The sequence below is a fragment of the Pseudomonas sp. Teo4 genome, from assembly GCF_034387475.1.
Taxonomy (GTDB): domain Bacteria; phylum Pseudomonadota; class Gammaproteobacteria; order Pseudomonadales; family Pseudomonadaceae; genus Aquipseudomonas.
Map to the genome: position 1 here is coordinate 1,427,770 of NZ_JAXCIL010000001.1, position 15,677 is coordinate 1,443,446.

The following is a 15,677-nucleotide window of genomic DNA, read 5'->3' on the forward strand; positions in this document are numbered from 1 at the left end:
GCAGTCACTAGGGTATTGACGGTAAGCGGACACGTGTTATATGCGAAAAACCACTGCGACTGACGCCACTGGTGAACGAGAATAATGCGGCCTATCGAGGAAACGGAGTTTATGGGTTGTAAATGAGCATTCCGAGGCAGTTTTCAACGCAGTATCACCGAATATCAAGGCTTTTCGTACAGAGCCTAATACTATTCAGGATGGGCCAGATACTGGGAAGGTGCTTACAGCTGATATGGAAGTTGTTCAAAGAAATGATTCTCGTATCACCATAGAGCATAATAAGCCAGTTATTGAGCACTGGAATGAACAGGGCTATAATTCCACTCGCGCTGCGCGAAACGATTTCTACAACGATACAGATAATATGAGTATTCGATTGCGTTCTGCCAATAGCTCCGATGTCGCTAAAATGGCTGCTGATGGTATAAGGTATAGGCAGGGCGTAGGGCCAGACTATGAGTGAGGTTGGTATGTTTTCTAAGGATGATTTGTTGCAGTCTTTCGCTAGCGTGGATGAATACACTGGTTGCTATTTTTTTCATCAAAAACTTCCAAAGGTAATTTATGAGTATTGCTTGAAAAGTGTAGGTGAGCGAGATTTGCTCGTCATTTCTGAGGGTTTAAGTGATAAGGATTTTTCTGTAGCAGTTGTTGATCAGGTACCTGGTTTTTTGAGTCAGGATAAAATTGTTGTGTTCGAGGTCTCTTCAAATAAGTATGGGTTTACTCATGCGCTAGTTGTGCCGAACACTTATCACGGTAGCTTGAAGGGTCGATTGGAAAGCAAGAGAGAAAATTTGTATCTTTGTATTCCGATACATCGATGTGAGTTCTCAGGCGCTGAATCTGAGGGGGAGTTTAAAGAAATGATTCAGCGAATGATTCCCGTCTTCCGTTGGGATAGAGATGTTTGCCCTAAAATCAAGGTGTACTTTGACAATCCAGTCACCGAAACGGGTACCCATGAGGCTGGTGTGCTAATGAAGTATCCTACTCTGCTGTCTGAGATAGATAATCTCAGTGGTGTGGTTAGTGGTTTCATTGAAGTTACGAATTATAAGGGCGATGTGGTGGAAATTCTTTCTGCAAGTAAAGGCGTATTTACTCTGATTCGTAATCGGAAAGATGAAGATGTACTGACTCATTCAAAATTGGTCGAGGCTTTGAATAGCTTTGTCCTGGCGGAATGACGGGATCCGCTGGATTGAGGTTTTTTGACTTGACGGTCTTTAGTAGTGGAGCGGTAACCGCCAGTTGCAGTCCGGCAAGATGGCCGCGCAGACAAGGAGCGAAATCTTTTTCTGAGTGGGAACTATACAAGAAAGGGGATATTTCTGTTGATCCAGCATTTTGGTCTGCCATGATGGATAAGGCTGCTAAATTGGAGTCAGAACTACAGCGGTATATTAGTGGTTTGCTTTCAGGGTATTGAGGGGTATGAGAATGAGTTGGTCTGAGCCTTTAAAGCAGCGCATTGTGAGTGAGTTAAAGGGTTATGATGTGTATTTTGCATCTAGTGATGTACCCCTTGAGGTGAAATTTCCCAAGCAGTGGCTTGGGTTCGGTTTTCTAAATAGTGAAAAAAAACATATTCCCGCGGAGTGGGCTGATTTTACTGAGAGCTTGCCTTGGGTAAGTGCGTGGCTTGATAAGTGTGTAATAGGCACTGTTCTGGCGGTAAGTGACAAGCCGTATCTCATGTATGTGTACGTAGAGAATGGTGAGTTGTATTTCTATATGGGGGCGCTCCAGTAGGTTTTGAAGGTTCAGTTCTGGATGGATACCCTGGACTTCCTGCTGATTTTAGGCGTTTTTACTCAGAATTGCATAACGGCTTTGGTTTTTACATTGGCTGTACTATGGGGCCGTCGCAACTGGAAGATTTTGTTCAAATCAAGGATCTATGTGATGAAGAGTATCGAGCGCTTCCTGACATGCTAGGGGTTTTCTCTAGCGGGGCTGGTGACTATTTGGCGCTGGGTGATGGTACGCTAAAGGGTGAGGCGTTTATCTGGTGGCATGAAAATCCAGAAAATCCTACAGTAGGAATCGATTTATGGAATGTCAAGGACTCATGGATTTCAATCTTTTTGGAGAATTCAGACTCTAACGAATATTTTCAGGCTTAATTTTTATATTTGTAGGAAAAGAACGAGTGCAGACAGTGGTTCTTGTAGGTCAGCGAGTCTAAAGCGAAATCGACAACCGAATCGCTGTAAAAGTCGCGTTATCGACTGATTTCGAGAACCCCACCGTCGATATGTTCGTGCTGGGAGGCAGTGCCCCCGATCCCTTGGCGTCACCATCCAACGGGACACCGTTGCGCTTCCTCCTCAACGGCGGTCAAAACAGCGAGATCCTTGCCTGACGGCAACCGCTTTGCACTGAAGTACGATGATTTTTCACGGCTGGTCGAAGAAGTCGATCCGCTTGGCCGCAACATCAGCTACGAGCACCACCTTGGAACGCTGGACAAACTGCGAGGCGAGATCAAATACGAGTACGAAGCCAACGGCCAACTGCGCAGCCGGGATACCGGTTCACTGATCGGCAGCGAGGAGTTTCGCTACGACGCCGCCGCCAACCGACTGGACTTCAATGCCCGGCAGTTCGACAAGCAGTGGCGGGATCAGGAGTATCGCTACGACCCATGGGGCAACCAAATCGAGAAGCGCGAAGCTATTTCACCGATTGCCTGAACAGCAACAATCATATGCCGCATACTGGTCCCCCCAGCATCAGACACGGAGTCCCCCGATGCCAAAACCCAAACCAACCCGCAAAAAACCAGACCCCGGCAGCGCAGCCCGCGAAATGCTCGAGGAAATGGACTTCTGGGTAAAATGCGCCTACCTCTTCACCCCGATGTTCCTCGCACTTTTTGGCGGTTACGACGCTGTCCTTGCCGTAGTCTTCATCTACCCCGTCATCAGCGTAGTGTTCTTCGTCGTACGCCACCGCTACCTCAAAAGCCTCCCGCCCGAAACACGCCCCCATATCGTGCCCTACAGCCATATCTACATGGGGCGAAGCCTTTCAGGATTCATTTTGTCTCTCACCGTGTTGTCCGTCGGCTATGCCGTGTACAGGCATTTCTGGGGCGGTTGAGCGCAGGCCTGGCCGGGGTGTCGGCCCCTTGTTCCACAGCACGGAACCACATTCGATTGTGCTCGCGCACCACTCGCGTTTAGCTGTCGCCAAGCACGACCTGCCTTACCTGTCGTGATCTCGAAGCGAACAACAAGAACGGGAACCCACCCGCGCGAGGAGATTCCACATGTCCCGACATCAACACATCCTGGCCTGGCTGAACGACGTGGCCAGCGACCTGCACGCCATTCGCCACGACATTCACGCCCACCCCGAACTGGGCTTCGAAGAAAGCCGTACCTCGGCACTGGTCGCCCGTTTGCTGGAGGACTGGGGCTACGAGGTGCACACCGGCATCGGTAGAACCGGTGTGGTCGGCGTGCTGCGCAACGGCAGCAGCCTGCGCAAGCTTGGCTTGCGTGCCGACATGGACGCGCTGCCCATCGTCGAGGCCACCGGCGCGGCCTACAGCAGCCGGCACCAGGGCTGCATGCATGCCTGCGGCCACGACGGGCACACCACCATGCTGCTGGGCGCGGCGCGTTATCTCGCGGCCACGCGGCAGTTCGATGGCACGCTGACGCTGATCTTCCAACCGGCCGAGGAGGGCCAGGGCGGGGCCGAGGCGATGCTGGCCGATGGGCTGCTGGAGCGCTTTCCCTGCGATGCGCTGTTCGGCATGCACAACATGCCGGGGCTGCCGGCCGGGCAACTGGGCTTTCGCGAAGGGCCGATGATGGCCTCGCAAGACCTGCTCACGGTGACCATCGAGGGCGTCGGTGGCCATGGCTCGATGCCGCACCTGACGGTCGACCCGCTGGTGGCCGCCGCCAGTGTGGTGATGGCGTTGCAGACGGTGGTGGCGCGCAACATCGATGCCCAGGAGGCCGCCGTGGTCACCGTCGGAGCCTTGCAGGCGGGGGAGGCCGCCAACGTGATTCCGCAACAGGCACTGCTGCGCCTGAGCCTGCGGGCGCTGGATGCTCAGGTGCGTGCGCAGATGCTCGAACGGGTGCGCGCGGTCATTGTCAGCCAGGCTGAAAGCTATGGCTGCCGCGTCAGCATCGAACATCGCCCGGCCTACCCGGTGCTGGTCAACCACGCTGCGGAAAACGCCTTCGCCCAGCAGGTGGGGGTGGAACTGCTCGGCGCCGAGGCGGTGGACGGCAACACCCGCAAACTGATGGGCAGCGAGGACTTTGCCTGGATGCTGCAGCGCTGCCCAGGCGCCTACCTGTTCATCGGCAATGGCCTGCAGCGGCCGATGGTGCACAACCCCGCCTACGACTTCAACGACGACATCCTGCTGACCGGCGCCGCCTATTGGGGCGCGCTGACCGAGAGCTGGCTCAAGCCGGCCTGAATACTTCATTGACGACTGCCGCTGGAACCTGGGCGCAGCTGCGCCCGGGCGATTTCTGAACCGTTTCTGGCCAACAGATGGATGGAGTGTTCCCCATGCAGATTTCCAACACAGGCGCGTCGCGTACCCGGCAAGTGGTCGCGGCGGTCATCGGCAACGCGCTGGAGTGGTATGACTTTATCGTTTACGGCTTTCTGGCGAGCATCATCGCCCGGCAGTTCTTTCCCTCCGACGACGAATACGCGTCGCTGCTGATGGCCCTGGCCACCTTCGGCGTGGGCTTTTTCATGCGCCCGGTCGGCGGTGTGCTGCTGGGTATCTATTCCGACCGCAAGGGCCGCAAGGCGGCGATGCAGCTGATTATTCGGTTGATGACGGTGTCCATCGCGATGATCGCCTTTGCCCCCAGCTACCTCGCCATCGGCATGGGTGCGCCGCTGCTGATCGTGGTGGCGCGCATGCTCCAGGGCTTCGCTACCGGTGGTGAATACGCCAGCGCCACGGCGTTCCTGGTCGAGAGTGCCCCGGCCCACCGCAAGGGGCTGTACGGGTCGTGGCAGCTGGTGGGGCAGTGCCTGGCGGTGTTCTCGGGGGCGGCGATGGTGGCGCTGGTCACTCACCTGTGCAGCCCCGAGGCGCTGGACAGCTGGGGCTGGCGCATTCCGTTCGTGCTGGGCCTGCTGATCGGGCCGGTGGGGCTGTGGATTCGCAAGCACATGGAAGAACCCGAGGAATTCCTGGAGGCGCGCAAGCAGGCCAAGGGCCAGGCGCCAAGCCTGTGGCAGGTGCTGCGTGAGCACCGCCGCAGCCTGCTGGTATCGATGGGGCTGGCCTGTGGGGCGACGGTGTCGTTCTACGTGGTGCTGGTGAACATGCCGACCTTCGCCCACAAGAACCTGGGCCTGCCGCTGGACCAGGTGCTGCTGGTGCAGATGCTGGCGGTGGGGTTGATGACCGTGGTCATTCCGTTGTCCGGGGCGCTGTCGGACCGGCTGGGCCGTCGGCCGGTGCTGATGGCCTTCACCCTGGCGTTCTTCGTGATGGTGTACCCGCTGTATGTGTGGGTGGCGGCGGCGCCGTCGGTCGAGCGGCTGCTGGTGATGCAACTGCTGCTGTGCACGGCCATCGGTGGCTTCTTCGGGCCTGCGCCCACCGCACTGGCCGAGCAGTTTCCGGTGGAGGTGCGCTCCACCGGGGTATCGGTGGCCTATAACGTTGCGGTGATGGTGTTCGGTGGTTTTGCGCCGCTGATCGTAACCTGGCTGAGCAAGGTGCTGGGCACCCCCGTGGCGCCGTCGTTCTACGTGCTGTTTGCCTGCCTGCTGACCCTGTTGGCCACTTACTGCCTGAGAGAAGCCCCGCATGCGGGCAGGTCTGCAGCGTTCAACCTTGGAGTGAAATCGTGATGCCGTTAGCTATCGACCCCATCGTCGCCCTGGATGCCGAGGCGCTGTCCCAGGCGATTCATGCTCGCAAGGTGTCGTGCCGTGAGGTGATGCTGGCCTACCTCGGCCACATCGAGCGCTACAACCCGCAGGTGAATGCACTGGTGTCGCTGCGCCCGGCTGAGGCGCTGCTGAGCGAGGCCGATGCGTGCGACCGCGAATTGGCCAGCGGCCACTCGCGGGGCTGGATGCACGGCATGCCCCAGGCGATCAAGGACCTGGCGGCCACCGCCGGCTTGCGCACTACCTTGGGCTCGCCGCTATTCGCCGAGCAGGTGCCGCAGCAGGATGCGATCAGCGTGGCGCGGGTGCGGGCCAGTGGCGCGATCATCCTGGGCAAAAGCAACGTGCCGGAGTTCGGCTTGGGCTCGCAAACCTACAACACGCTGTTCGGCACCACCACCAATGCCTACGACCCCAGCCGCGTGGCCGGTGGCAGCAGTGGCGGGGCAGCGGCGGCGCTGGCCTTGCGCCTGCTGCCGGTGGCCGACGGCAGCGACATGATGGGCTCGTTGCGCAACCCGGCGGCGTTCAACAATGTCTATGGCCTGCGCCCCTCGCAGGGTCGGGTGCCCCATGGCCCGGCGCCGGAGGTTTACGCGCAGCAACTGGCAACCGAAGGGCCGATGGGCCGCAGTGTCACGGACGTGGCCCGGCTGCTGTCGGTGCAGGCGGGGTACGACCCTCGGGTGCCACTGTCGATCAGCGCACCGACCGCTGATTTCGCCCAGGGGCTGCAGCGTGACTTCAAGGGCGTGCGGCTGGGCTGGCTGGGCGATTACAACGGCTACCTGCCCATGGACGACGGCGTGATGGCGCTGTGCGAAACGGCGCTGGCGGATTTTGCCGAACTGGGTTGCCAGGTCGAGGCGTGCCAGCCGGACTTTGCCCTGGAACGTCTGTGGCAATGCTGGCTCACCCATCGCCACTTCCTGGTGCACGGCAACCTCGCCGCGGCCTATGCCGACCCCGGCAAACGGGCGCTGCTCAAGCCCGAGGCGCAGTGGGAAGTGGAGGGCGGGCTGCACCTGAGCGGGGCACAGGTGTATCAGGCTTCCGTCGACCGCAGCGAGTGGTATCGCGCATTGGGCCGCTTGTTCGAGCGTTACGATTTCCTGCTGTTGCCATCGGCGCAAGTGTTTCCTTTCGAGGCAAGCGAGGCGTGGCCGAAGGTGGTCGGTGGGCGGTCGATGGACACCTACCACCGCTGGATGGAGGTGGTGGTCGGCCCGACCCTGGCGGGGCTGCCGAGCATCAGCGTGCCGGTCGGTTTCAACCCCCAAGGGTTGCCGATGGGCCTGCAGATCATCGGCCCGGCGCAAGCCGACCATGCCGTGCTGCAGCTGGCCTATGCCCATGAACAGCTCACCCGTTGGGTCGAACGACGGCCGCCTACGTCACTGCTGGCACCGTGACAGCCCTTGGCAGGCCCGTATCTTGCTGGGCATTCTGACCATCCACGCACAGACAGGGAGGTCATATTCATGGGCACCACGGCAGACACCGGTGGCGTACGTTCGGTGGAACGGGCGCTGGCCATCGTCGAATTGCTTGGCGAGCACCAGGCGTTGGGGCTGGAGGAGCTGCATTACCTCACCACGCTGCCCAAGGCCACGGTGTCGCGGATGCTGTCCACCTTGCAGGAGCAGGGGTGGGTGTATCGCGGCCTGAGCGACCGGCGTTACCGGCTGTGTGCCCGGCGCCTGTTCGGCGACCGCCAGCTGCGCTTCAAGCGCCAGCTGGTGGAATGCGCGGCGCCCATGTTGCAGGAGTTGAGCGAGCGTACCGGGCTGGTGGCGGACCTGTCCTGTTTCGATGGCCAGCGCCTGGAGGTGATGGAAAGCGCGATACCGCAGGTGCTGCGCAAGCGCTACCCGAACAACTGCCAGATCGTCGGGCACCATGCCAGCCTGTTCCATTCGGCCATGGGCCGGGCGTGCCTGGGGGAGCTGGCGCGTGATGAGGTTCAACGCCTGGCAGCCCATGAGCGGCTTGGGGATGACGCGGTCATGCGCAACCTTGACGAGGATGCCCACAATGGCTTTGGGCAACGGACCGAAGGCTTCTGGGAGTACCCGGTGCGCTTGCCGTTCCTGATCCGCGCGATTGCCTTGCCGGTGTATGCCGAGGGACGGGTGGCGGGCAGCATCGCCTTGCATTGGCCATTGGATCAGGCGCCGGTGGAACGGGTGTTGAGCCTGCACCTGAACAGTTTGGCGAGTACTGTGGGTGAGGTGCAGCAGGCGCTGGTGCTGTAAGCAGCCCCTGGTAAACCTTGATGCATGGGTTCAGCACGGTTCTGTGGGAGCGGGTTTACCCGCGAAGGCGTCGGCGCGGCCACTGCCGTCTTCGCGGGTAAACCCGCTCCCACAGGGTATAAGCGTCGCCTTGAATGGCTGCGCTTGAGATTCAGCCCAGCGCCCGGCAACTGTCCATCAACACGCTCCGCACCCAACGCTGCCCCTGGTCCCGATCAGTGCGCTCATGCCAGGCCAGGGTCTTGCTGAACCCTTCGATGGCAAGCGGCGGCTCCATCAGGCGCAAGCCCTTTTGCTGCACCACCAGGCGCTCGGGCACCACGGCAATCAGGTCACTGGCCAGCAGGATTTCAGGCAGGATCAAAAAGCTCGTGATCGACAGCGTTACCCGCCGCGCTTTGCCGATGCGTGCCAATGCCTCATCGGTCACGCCCTGGAAAGCACCGCCGGAGGAAGACACCAGCGCATGGTCCAGCGCACAAAAACGCTCGAGGGTCAGTGCCTCAGCACGCGCATCCGGGTGTCCAGCACGCATCGCGCATACATAGCGCTCGTCGAACAGCGGTTGGCAATGCAGCCCGGTCGGCACACTTTGCGGTGTCACCAGCGCCAGGTCGATGTCACCTCGGTCCATCTGTGCAGCCAGCGCCTGCGGGTCCACAGGCTGCACGGCAACACGAATGTTCGGCGCCTGCTCGCGCAGTGTCGCCAGAAACGGCGCCACCACCGCGCGCAGGGCATAGTCGGTCGAGGCCAGCTTAACCGTCATGCTGGCTGTGGCGGGGTCGAAGGCCTGGGGTTGCAGCAGGCCCTGGATATCGGCCAATAGCTGTTTGACAGGTGCGGCCAGTTGCTCGGCGCGCAGGGTTGGCACGATGCCCCGCTGGGCGCGCACGAACAGCGGGTCGTCAAAGCTCTCGCGCAGCCGGTTGAGCATGCCGCTGACCGCCGGTTGGGTCAGCGCCAGGCGGTCGGCGGCGCGGGTGACGCTGCGCTCGTCGAGCAGCGCATCGAGGGCTTTGAGCAGGTTGAGGTCAAGGTTTCTGATATCAGCATTCATGATGCAGTGGATAACAAATGGCGATTGGCGTTATTTCAGGCTAGCACCCAAGATGCCTTCAATCCATCACATCAGGGGCACGTACCATGAATGCAATCATCTGGCCGCAAGGCTTTGTACCGGGGTTCACCGACAACTTCGCTTCCAATGAAGTGATCGTCGCAGGGCTTGCCGCTGCGCAGGTCTGGCCATTGCTGAGCCAGGCCAAGGCGTGGCCGAGCTACTACGCCAACTCGGCCAACGTGCGCTACCACGGGCAGGGCGTCGAGGCGCTGGCGGACGGTGTGCGGTTCTACTTCGAAACCTTTGGCTTCCCGGTCGAGGCGCAATGCAACGAGTTCGTGCCGCCAATGGCCGGTGAGCCGGGCCGTATCGCCTGGCATGGCTGGGCTGGGGAGGGCGATAGCCGCCTGGACGTGCACCATGCCTGGTTGATCGAAGACCTGGACGGCGGTCGGGTGCGCATCCTGACCCAGGAAACCCAGAACGGCAAACCCGCCGAAGCGCTTGCCCAGGCCAGGCCAAACCCGATGATCAATGGCCATCAGGATTGGCTGGACGGGCTGGTGAAGGCGGCGTGTGAGGCCAGTCGCTAGACGCAGGCTCCTGGCAGCAGGGTGTCAGAGCGTTGGCTGGCGCGCAGTGGCGTGAAACAGGACGAAAGGCTTGATCCATCATGCATTTGGATGATGGCGAGCCGTTTGCGACCGCCTACAGTGCTAGAGCCGGGGGGTGACATTCGCGACTGGAGTGAAGCCATGGCTACCATCAACGGCAACAATAACGCCAACACACTGAATGGGACTGCCTCGGCCGATACGCTCAATGGCTTGGGTGGCAACGACACCTTGCTGGGTAACGCCGGCAACGACGTACTGGATGGAGGCACCGGCAATGACCTGCTCGTAGGCGGTCGTGGCAATGACACGTATCGCTTCGGCCTTGGCTACGGTGCCGACGTGATCGATAACTCAGGTGGTGCCAACAACGACGTCGATGTCATCGCCCTGATCAGTCTGAATGTGAGTGACATTCGGCTCTACCGTATTGGCAACGATCTGGTGCTTACACTCTTGGCCAGTGGTGAGACGTTGACCATCAGCCAGCACTTCCTGGACGCGGACCACGCCATCGACCGTATCCAGTTTGCCAACGGCACCCGCTGGAACGCCGCCGATATCCTGGCGAACCTGTATTACCCGCCGGTCACGCCGACCGACGGGGCCGACGTCATCAATGGCAACCCGACCGATGATGTGTTGTCGGGCCTGGGCGGCAATGACACGCTCTTGGGCAATGGCGGGAACGATACGCTCGATGGTGGTGCCGGCAACGACCGCATGGAAGGCGGGCAGGGCAACGACACCTACATCGTCGATGCGACGGGCGATGTGGTGGTCGAGGCCAACTCGGCCGGTGATGACCTGGTGCGGGCCAGCATCAGTTATGCCCTGGGTAGTAACCTGGAACGCCTGACCTTGGTCGGCGGGGCCAACCTCAGTGGTGCCGGTAATGCGCTCGCCAACACACTGGTCGGCAACAGTGGCGACAACGTGCTCGACGGCGCCGGTGGCAGCGATGTGCTAAGTGGCGGTGACGGTAACGACACGCTCCTGGGTGGCGCGGGTAATGACACACTCAACGGTGACGCTGGCAATGACCTGCTGACAGGTGGCGCAGGTGACGACACCCTGGTCGGTGGAAGCGGTGATGACATTTATACGGTCGAGCAAGCCGGCGATGTGGTCACCGAACTGCTTGGCGGTGGTGTCGATACCGTTCGCACGGCGCTCAATTACAGCCTCGGTGCCAACCTGGAAAACCTCGAGTTGCTCGGCAACGGCAATGTCAGCGGCACTGGCAATGCGCAAGCCAACAGGCTTGTCGGCAATACCGGTAACAACCGCCTCGATGGCGGTGACGGCGATGATTTCATCAGCGGCGGGCGTGGCAACGACACCTACGTTTACGGTCGTAATTATGGCAATGATGTGATCGACAACAGCGGCGGCGCCGCAGGCGATGTCGACTTGTTGCAGCTGGTGGGCCTCAACCCTGCCGACGTGCGCTTCGTGCGTACTGGCAACGACCTGCAAATGCTTGTGCTGGGCGCCTCGCAGACCTTGACGGTGAGAAACTTCTACCTCAACGCTGACTACGAGATCGACAGGGTCCGCTTCGACAACAATACGGTCTGGAACAACGCCACGCTCAAGGCCGCTGCCACGCTGCCGGTCAACAGTGCCCCAGTGTCCAGCAATGACAGCCAGACCACCCTGGAGGACACCTCGGTCATTTTGGCCGTAGGCGACTTTGGTGCCTATCAGGATGCCGAAGCCAGCCCGCTGGCCGGCGTCCGTATCACCAGTCTGCCGACAGCTGGCGCACTGCAGTATTTCAACGGCAGCGCGTGGAACGCCGTGGTTCAGGACCAGGTGATCAGCCGGGTGGACCTCGATGCCGGCAAATTGCGGTTTGTGCCTGGGCTCAATGGCAATGGCGATAGTTATGCCAGCATTGGTTTCAGGGTCAGTGATGGGTTGGCCTTTTCAACCAATGCTTATGTGCTGCGCATCGATGTGACGGCGGTGAATGACGCGCCAACGGTCAGCGCGCCACTGGCGGGGCAGGTTGCGCAGCAAGGTGTGCTGTTCGATTTCGTCATTCCACAGAACACCTTCGCCGATGTGGATGTGGGCACGGTACTGGCCTACAGCGTCAGCATGGCCAATGGCGACCCGTTGCCCGGCTGGCTGAGCTTTGACGCTGTCACCCATCGTTTCTCGGGCACGCCCGGCAATGCTGATGTGGCGACCTTGAATCTGCGGGTAACGGCTTCTGACGGCACCCTCCAGGCAGTGAATGATTTTGTGCTCACCGTGCTCAATGCCAATGATGCGCCCTATGTGGTCACGCCGGCTCCAGACCGGTTTGTCGGTATTGGCCGCTCATTCAGTTTCAGCTTGCCGAACCCTGCCTTTGGCGACATCGATCAAGTGTATGGCGACAGCCTGGTCATTAGCGCGTCTCTGGCCAATGGCGACGATTTGCCGGCCTGGCTCGGTTTCGATGCGGCAACGGGGGTGTTCAGCGGTAGCGTGCCGGAGGGTACGCAGGCGACACCCTTGAGTGTGCGCATCACGGCGGTCGATAACAGCGGCAGTTCAGTCACCGATACCTTCCAGTTGAACGTGATGAAAGAAGTGATTGGCGGCGACGCGGGCGAGACACTGGAAGGCAGCCCCGCCAACGAAGCTATCTTCGGTTTCGCTGGCAATGATGTGCTTCGGGCACAAGCCGGGGATGACGTGTTGGTCGGCGGTACTGGCGACGATCGGCTGGAGGGCGGCGATGGTTTTGACGTCGCCCAGTATGCCGGCACCATGGGGCAGTACACGTTTACCTTCGGGCTCGATGGTTTTCTCGCCGTGGAGGGGAGTGCGGGCAGTGGTGAACCTGGGAAGGACCGGCTACAGGACATCGAACAGCTAAGTTTTTCTGATGCAGCCGTTTCGCTAGTGGGCTCTCTTGGTGGTTATCAGTCGGTGTCGCAGCCAATTGCGGGGCGCGCATTCGATTCTGCGATTGCAAAGTTGAGCACGGGCGGATATGTCGGCGTGTGGTGGAATGATTTGAACGGGTCAGGTGGGATTTACGCCCAGAAATATGATGACCAAGGACGGCGTATTGGCGATGTGGTTCTGGTCGGTGGAGCAGGATCTGCATTTGAGCCTCATATGAGCGTCTCGTCGACATCCGATGGCGGCTACATCGTCGCTTGGGATGCTGGGGTTCGCTTTGGAAACCCAAATGGACATGCAGTCTATGTCAATGCATTGGGCATGCAGGAAGTGCCAGTGGACTTGCAAGCCTCTTCGAACATCAATGTCGATATGCTCGAAAACGGACGCAATGTTCTGGTATGGAGCGAAAACTTAGGGGGTAGTCAGTCCTGGGTGAGGGGCGCAATATTTGACCCTGCTACTGGGCTTATCAACGAGATTGTGTTGGGTGGGCAAGAGATTTACTCTGCCGAGACTTCAAAAACGGCAATTACATCGCTGGCAGATGGCAGCTTTATAGTTGGCTGGGTGCCGGGTTTGTCCAGCACCGGAATTCTGTTGCAGCATTTCTCTGCCACAGGCACAGCCATGAGTAGTGAGTTTTCGGCTGGCAATGTGGATAGAAACTCCGGGCTGTCGTTGACCGCTGTGAGTGATGGTGGTTTCTTGCTGTCCTGGAGTCTTCATGGACATGCGGTCTACCTGCAAAAGTACAATGCCTCTGGCGTAGCCCAGACCGGCCCTGTTGTGGCGACCAGCCAATATGTAAATGCAGAACAAATACCGGCAGTGGTCGAGTTGCGCGATGGCGGCTTCGCTGTCAGTTGGGTTTCTATACTACCCGGTGACGCTGGCTGGGGTGTTTACGTCCAGCAGTATGACAGTGCCCTGGCCCCAGTTGGCCCAGTGCAAGCTGTGCACGGCATAACGTTCGGCTCTCAATTTAATCCAGACATCATTGCGTTGGACGACGGCGGTTACATTGTCAGTTGGGTCACTGCCGAGTCCGGTGCCGGTGACCAAGGTGCCTACAGCCAAAGGTTCACAGCGCAAGGGGTTGCGGTGGAGAACACGCTGGAGCTCAGAGCCGATGCCGGCAATAACGTGATACATCTCGGTAATGCTGATGAACGAGTGCTTCCGGGGCAAGGCAATGACTCGGTATTCGCTGCCGGCGGCGTCGATACCGTGCTCTATGCGGGCAGCCAGCGCGATTTTGAAATCACGATGGCGGGGGCTGGTGCTATAACGGTCATGGATCAAAATCTTGCTGATGGCAATGAAGGTATCGACAGTTTGCACAATGTTGAACAGCTAGGTTTCTCTGGCGGTGTAAGTCTGAAGGCGGCGGTGTGGGAGGCTAAAGTCAACACACTCGTTGTGAATCAGCAGTTTGAGCCATCGATTGCACGCCTCGAAGACGGTGGCTATGTCATCTCTTGGGGTTATCGAACTAATGGAACGAATGATTTTGAAATCCATGCACAGCGTTTTGCCGTTAATGGGGATCTTGTTGGCACTGAATTTGTAGTCAATAGCAGTTTTGGCGGTTCGCGCTATATGTCAACTGTCGAAGGGCTCGCTGACGGTGGGTATATCATTGGTTGGGTGGCAAATGATCAAAGCACCTCGGGCCGTAACGTTTATGTGCAGCGCTATAGCGCGGAAGGCGTAGCCATAGGCGGTGAGACCCAAGTAAATACTGGCTCTGATTTTTGCCTTTCACCTTCGATTGCTGTGCAATCCGATGGTGGGTATGTGATTAGCTGGCAAGCGTTAAATGTGCTCGTAGGAAGTTATTCTACCCAGCTTAAACGTTTCGATCAGGCGGGTGTGCCGATTGCTCTCCAGCAGGAAGTTGACAACGCCGGGCTACAATTCGAAACGCTTATAGGAATTGTAAAGTTGGAGGGTGGTGGCAGCGTCGTATGTATGCAGATAATTGACCCTCAAGGCATCAGCAACGTATTCATCAAGGCCTACGATGCTGAGGGCTCGGCAATTGGGGGTATACATCAAGTCGCCGGTGCAACAGGGAGTTTTGTGGAAGCCACAATGATCACTGCGTTGGCTGGCGGGGGGTATGTCGTAGGTTGGTCGACGTACCATGACGCTCTGAGTCGTTCATCTATTTACGCCCAGCGCTTCGACGCCAGTGGGGTGAGTATTTCCGATGTGACGGAGCTCATACCAGAAACCCGCTTCCCGGCGCAGACGGCTATCTGCCCGTTGCAAGACGGTGGCTATGTAATAGGGTGGGTCGGCGTCGTTTCGGGCAGATACAACTACTACACCCAACAGTTCGATGCGACGGGCGCGGTGGATGGAGAGACCCAACTGGTCAACTCGATCACGTCCGGTTCTGTAAGAGAGCCCAGCCTGGAAAGTTTGAGTGATGGCGGCTACATCGCCAGTTGGACGGAGGATGGCGCAGACGGCTTCAATTCAGGCATCCTGAGCAAACGCTTCGACGCCAACAACACCCCTGTTCTGGACCACCTGGAATGGACCGGTGACGCCTCTGCCAACATCATCCGCAGTTCAGCGCAAACTGACTGGTTCACCGGTTTCGCGGGCAACGATATCTTCCAGTTTGCCCAGGCGCCGCAGTATCGCGCCGACCTGATCACGGACTTTACCCAAGGCGCCGACACGGTCGCGCTCAACAGTAGCGTCTTCAATCTGCAAGGTCAGTCAGTGGCCGATGCGTTGGCCAACGTCGCCGGTAATGCCCATGAGGCGGCAGGGGCGCGATTGGTGTTCAACCAGGACGATCACACCCTGTATTACGATGCTGACGGTGCCGCCAATGGCAATGCGGTGGCGGTGGTGACCCTGGCGGGTGTCACACAACTGGCGGGCACGGATCTGCAGCTCTACAGCTAGATTTCGGCG

The 15,677-nt window shown here is 58.9% G+C and carries 12 protein-coding genes and 1 pseudogene; 12 read left to right on the top strand and 1 reads right to left on the bottom strand.

The annotated features are described in order from the left end of the window. The first annotated feature begins 220 nt into the window (after positions 1-220). From PspTeo4_RS06680 to PspTeo4_RS06725, 10 genes and pseudogenes are all read left to right on the top strand, one after another. Positions 221-466: a GH-E family nuclease gene (locus PspTeo4_RS06680; protein ID WP_416196907.1), complete on the top strand. Its 246-nt coding sequence runs from the start codon at positions 221-223 to the stop codon at positions 464-466. Then, positions 459-1,193, top strand: a complete 735-nt coding sequence (locus PspTeo4_RS06685; RefSeq protein WP_322362919.1) for a hypothetical protein — start codon at positions 459-461, stop codon at positions 1,191-1,193. Before PspTeo4_RS06680 ends, PspTeo4_RS06685 begins: the two co-directional genes overlap by 8 nt. A gap of 253 nt (positions 1,194-1,446) precedes the next feature. Then, positions 1,447-1,758, top strand: a complete 312-nt coding sequence (locus tag PspTeo4_RS06690; RefSeq protein ID WP_322362920.1) for a hypothetical protein — start codon at positions 1,447-1,449, stop codon at positions 1,756-1,758. Positions 1,759-1,862: 104 nt separating this feature from the next. Next, positions 1,863-2,132 carry a hypothetical protein gene (locus PspTeo4_RS06695; protein ID WP_322362921.1) on the top strand — a complete coding sequence of 90 codons (270 nt, stop codon included), beginning with the start codon at positions 1,863-1,865 and terminating at the stop codon, positions 2,130-2,132. Positions 2,133-2,405: 273 nt separating this feature from the next. Further along, positions 2,406-2,696, top strand: a pseudogene (locus PspTeo4_RS06700) (sugar-binding protein); the annotation flags it as partial. A 64-nt stretch (positions 2,697-2,760) separates the two neighbouring features. Further along, entirely contained in the window at positions 2,761-3,111 is a 351-nt protein-coding gene (locus tag PspTeo4_RS06705; protein WP_322362922.1) for a hypothetical protein, read from the top strand. A gap of 169 nt (positions 3,112-3,280) precedes the next feature. Further along, entirely contained in the window at positions 3,281-4,456 is a 1,176-nt protein-coding gene (locus PspTeo4_RS06710) for a M20 aminoacylase family protein (RefSeq protein ID WP_322362923.1), read from the top strand. 95 nt (positions 4,457-4,551) lie between these two features. Beyond that, positions 4,552-5,862 (top strand): citrate-proton symporter, encoded by a 1,311-nt coding sequence (locus tag PspTeo4_RS06715; RefSeq protein ID WP_322362924.1) that lies wholly within the window; start codon positions 4,552-4,554, stop codon positions 5,860-5,862. Next, entirely contained in the window at positions 5,859-7,316 is a 1,458-nt protein-coding gene (locus PspTeo4_RS06720) for an amidase (protein WP_322362925.1), read from the top strand. The genes PspTeo4_RS06715 and PspTeo4_RS06720 overlap by 4 nt, the downstream gene beginning before the upstream one ends. 69 nt (positions 7,317-7,385) lie before the next feature. Next, positions 7,386-8,159, top strand: a complete 774-nt coding sequence (locus tag PspTeo4_RS06725; RefSeq protein WP_322362926.1) for an IclR family transcriptional regulator — start codon at positions 7,386-7,388, stop codon at positions 8,157-8,159. Positions 8,160-8,310: 151 nt separating this feature from the next. Here the strand turns inward: PspTeo4_RS06725 and PspTeo4_RS06730 are convergent, their stop codons facing one another. Continuing rightward, positions 8,311-9,219 (bottom strand): LysR family transcriptional regulator, encoded by a 909-nt coding sequence (locus tag PspTeo4_RS06730; RefSeq protein ID WP_322362927.1) that lies wholly within the window; start codon positions 9,217-9,219, stop codon positions 8,311-8,313. Positions 9,220-9,305: 86 nt separating this feature from the next. On the opposite strand from PspTeo4_RS06730, the gene PspTeo4_RS06735 reads away from it, so the two are divergent. Together PspTeo4_RS06735 and PspTeo4_RS06740 are read left to right on the top strand one after the other, a co-directional pair. Continuing rightward, on the top strand, positions 9,306-9,815 hold the full coding sequence (locus tag PspTeo4_RS06735) for an SRPBCC domain-containing protein (protein ID WP_322362928.1): 510 nt from the start codon (positions 9,306-9,308) through the stop codon (positions 9,813-9,815). Positions 9,816-9,977: 162 nt separating this feature from the next. Next, entirely contained in the window at positions 9,978-15,668 is a 5,691-nt protein-coding gene (locus tag PspTeo4_RS06740) for a putative Ig domain-containing protein (protein WP_322362929.1), read from the top strand. Positions 15,669-15,677: the final 9 nt, after the last annotated feature.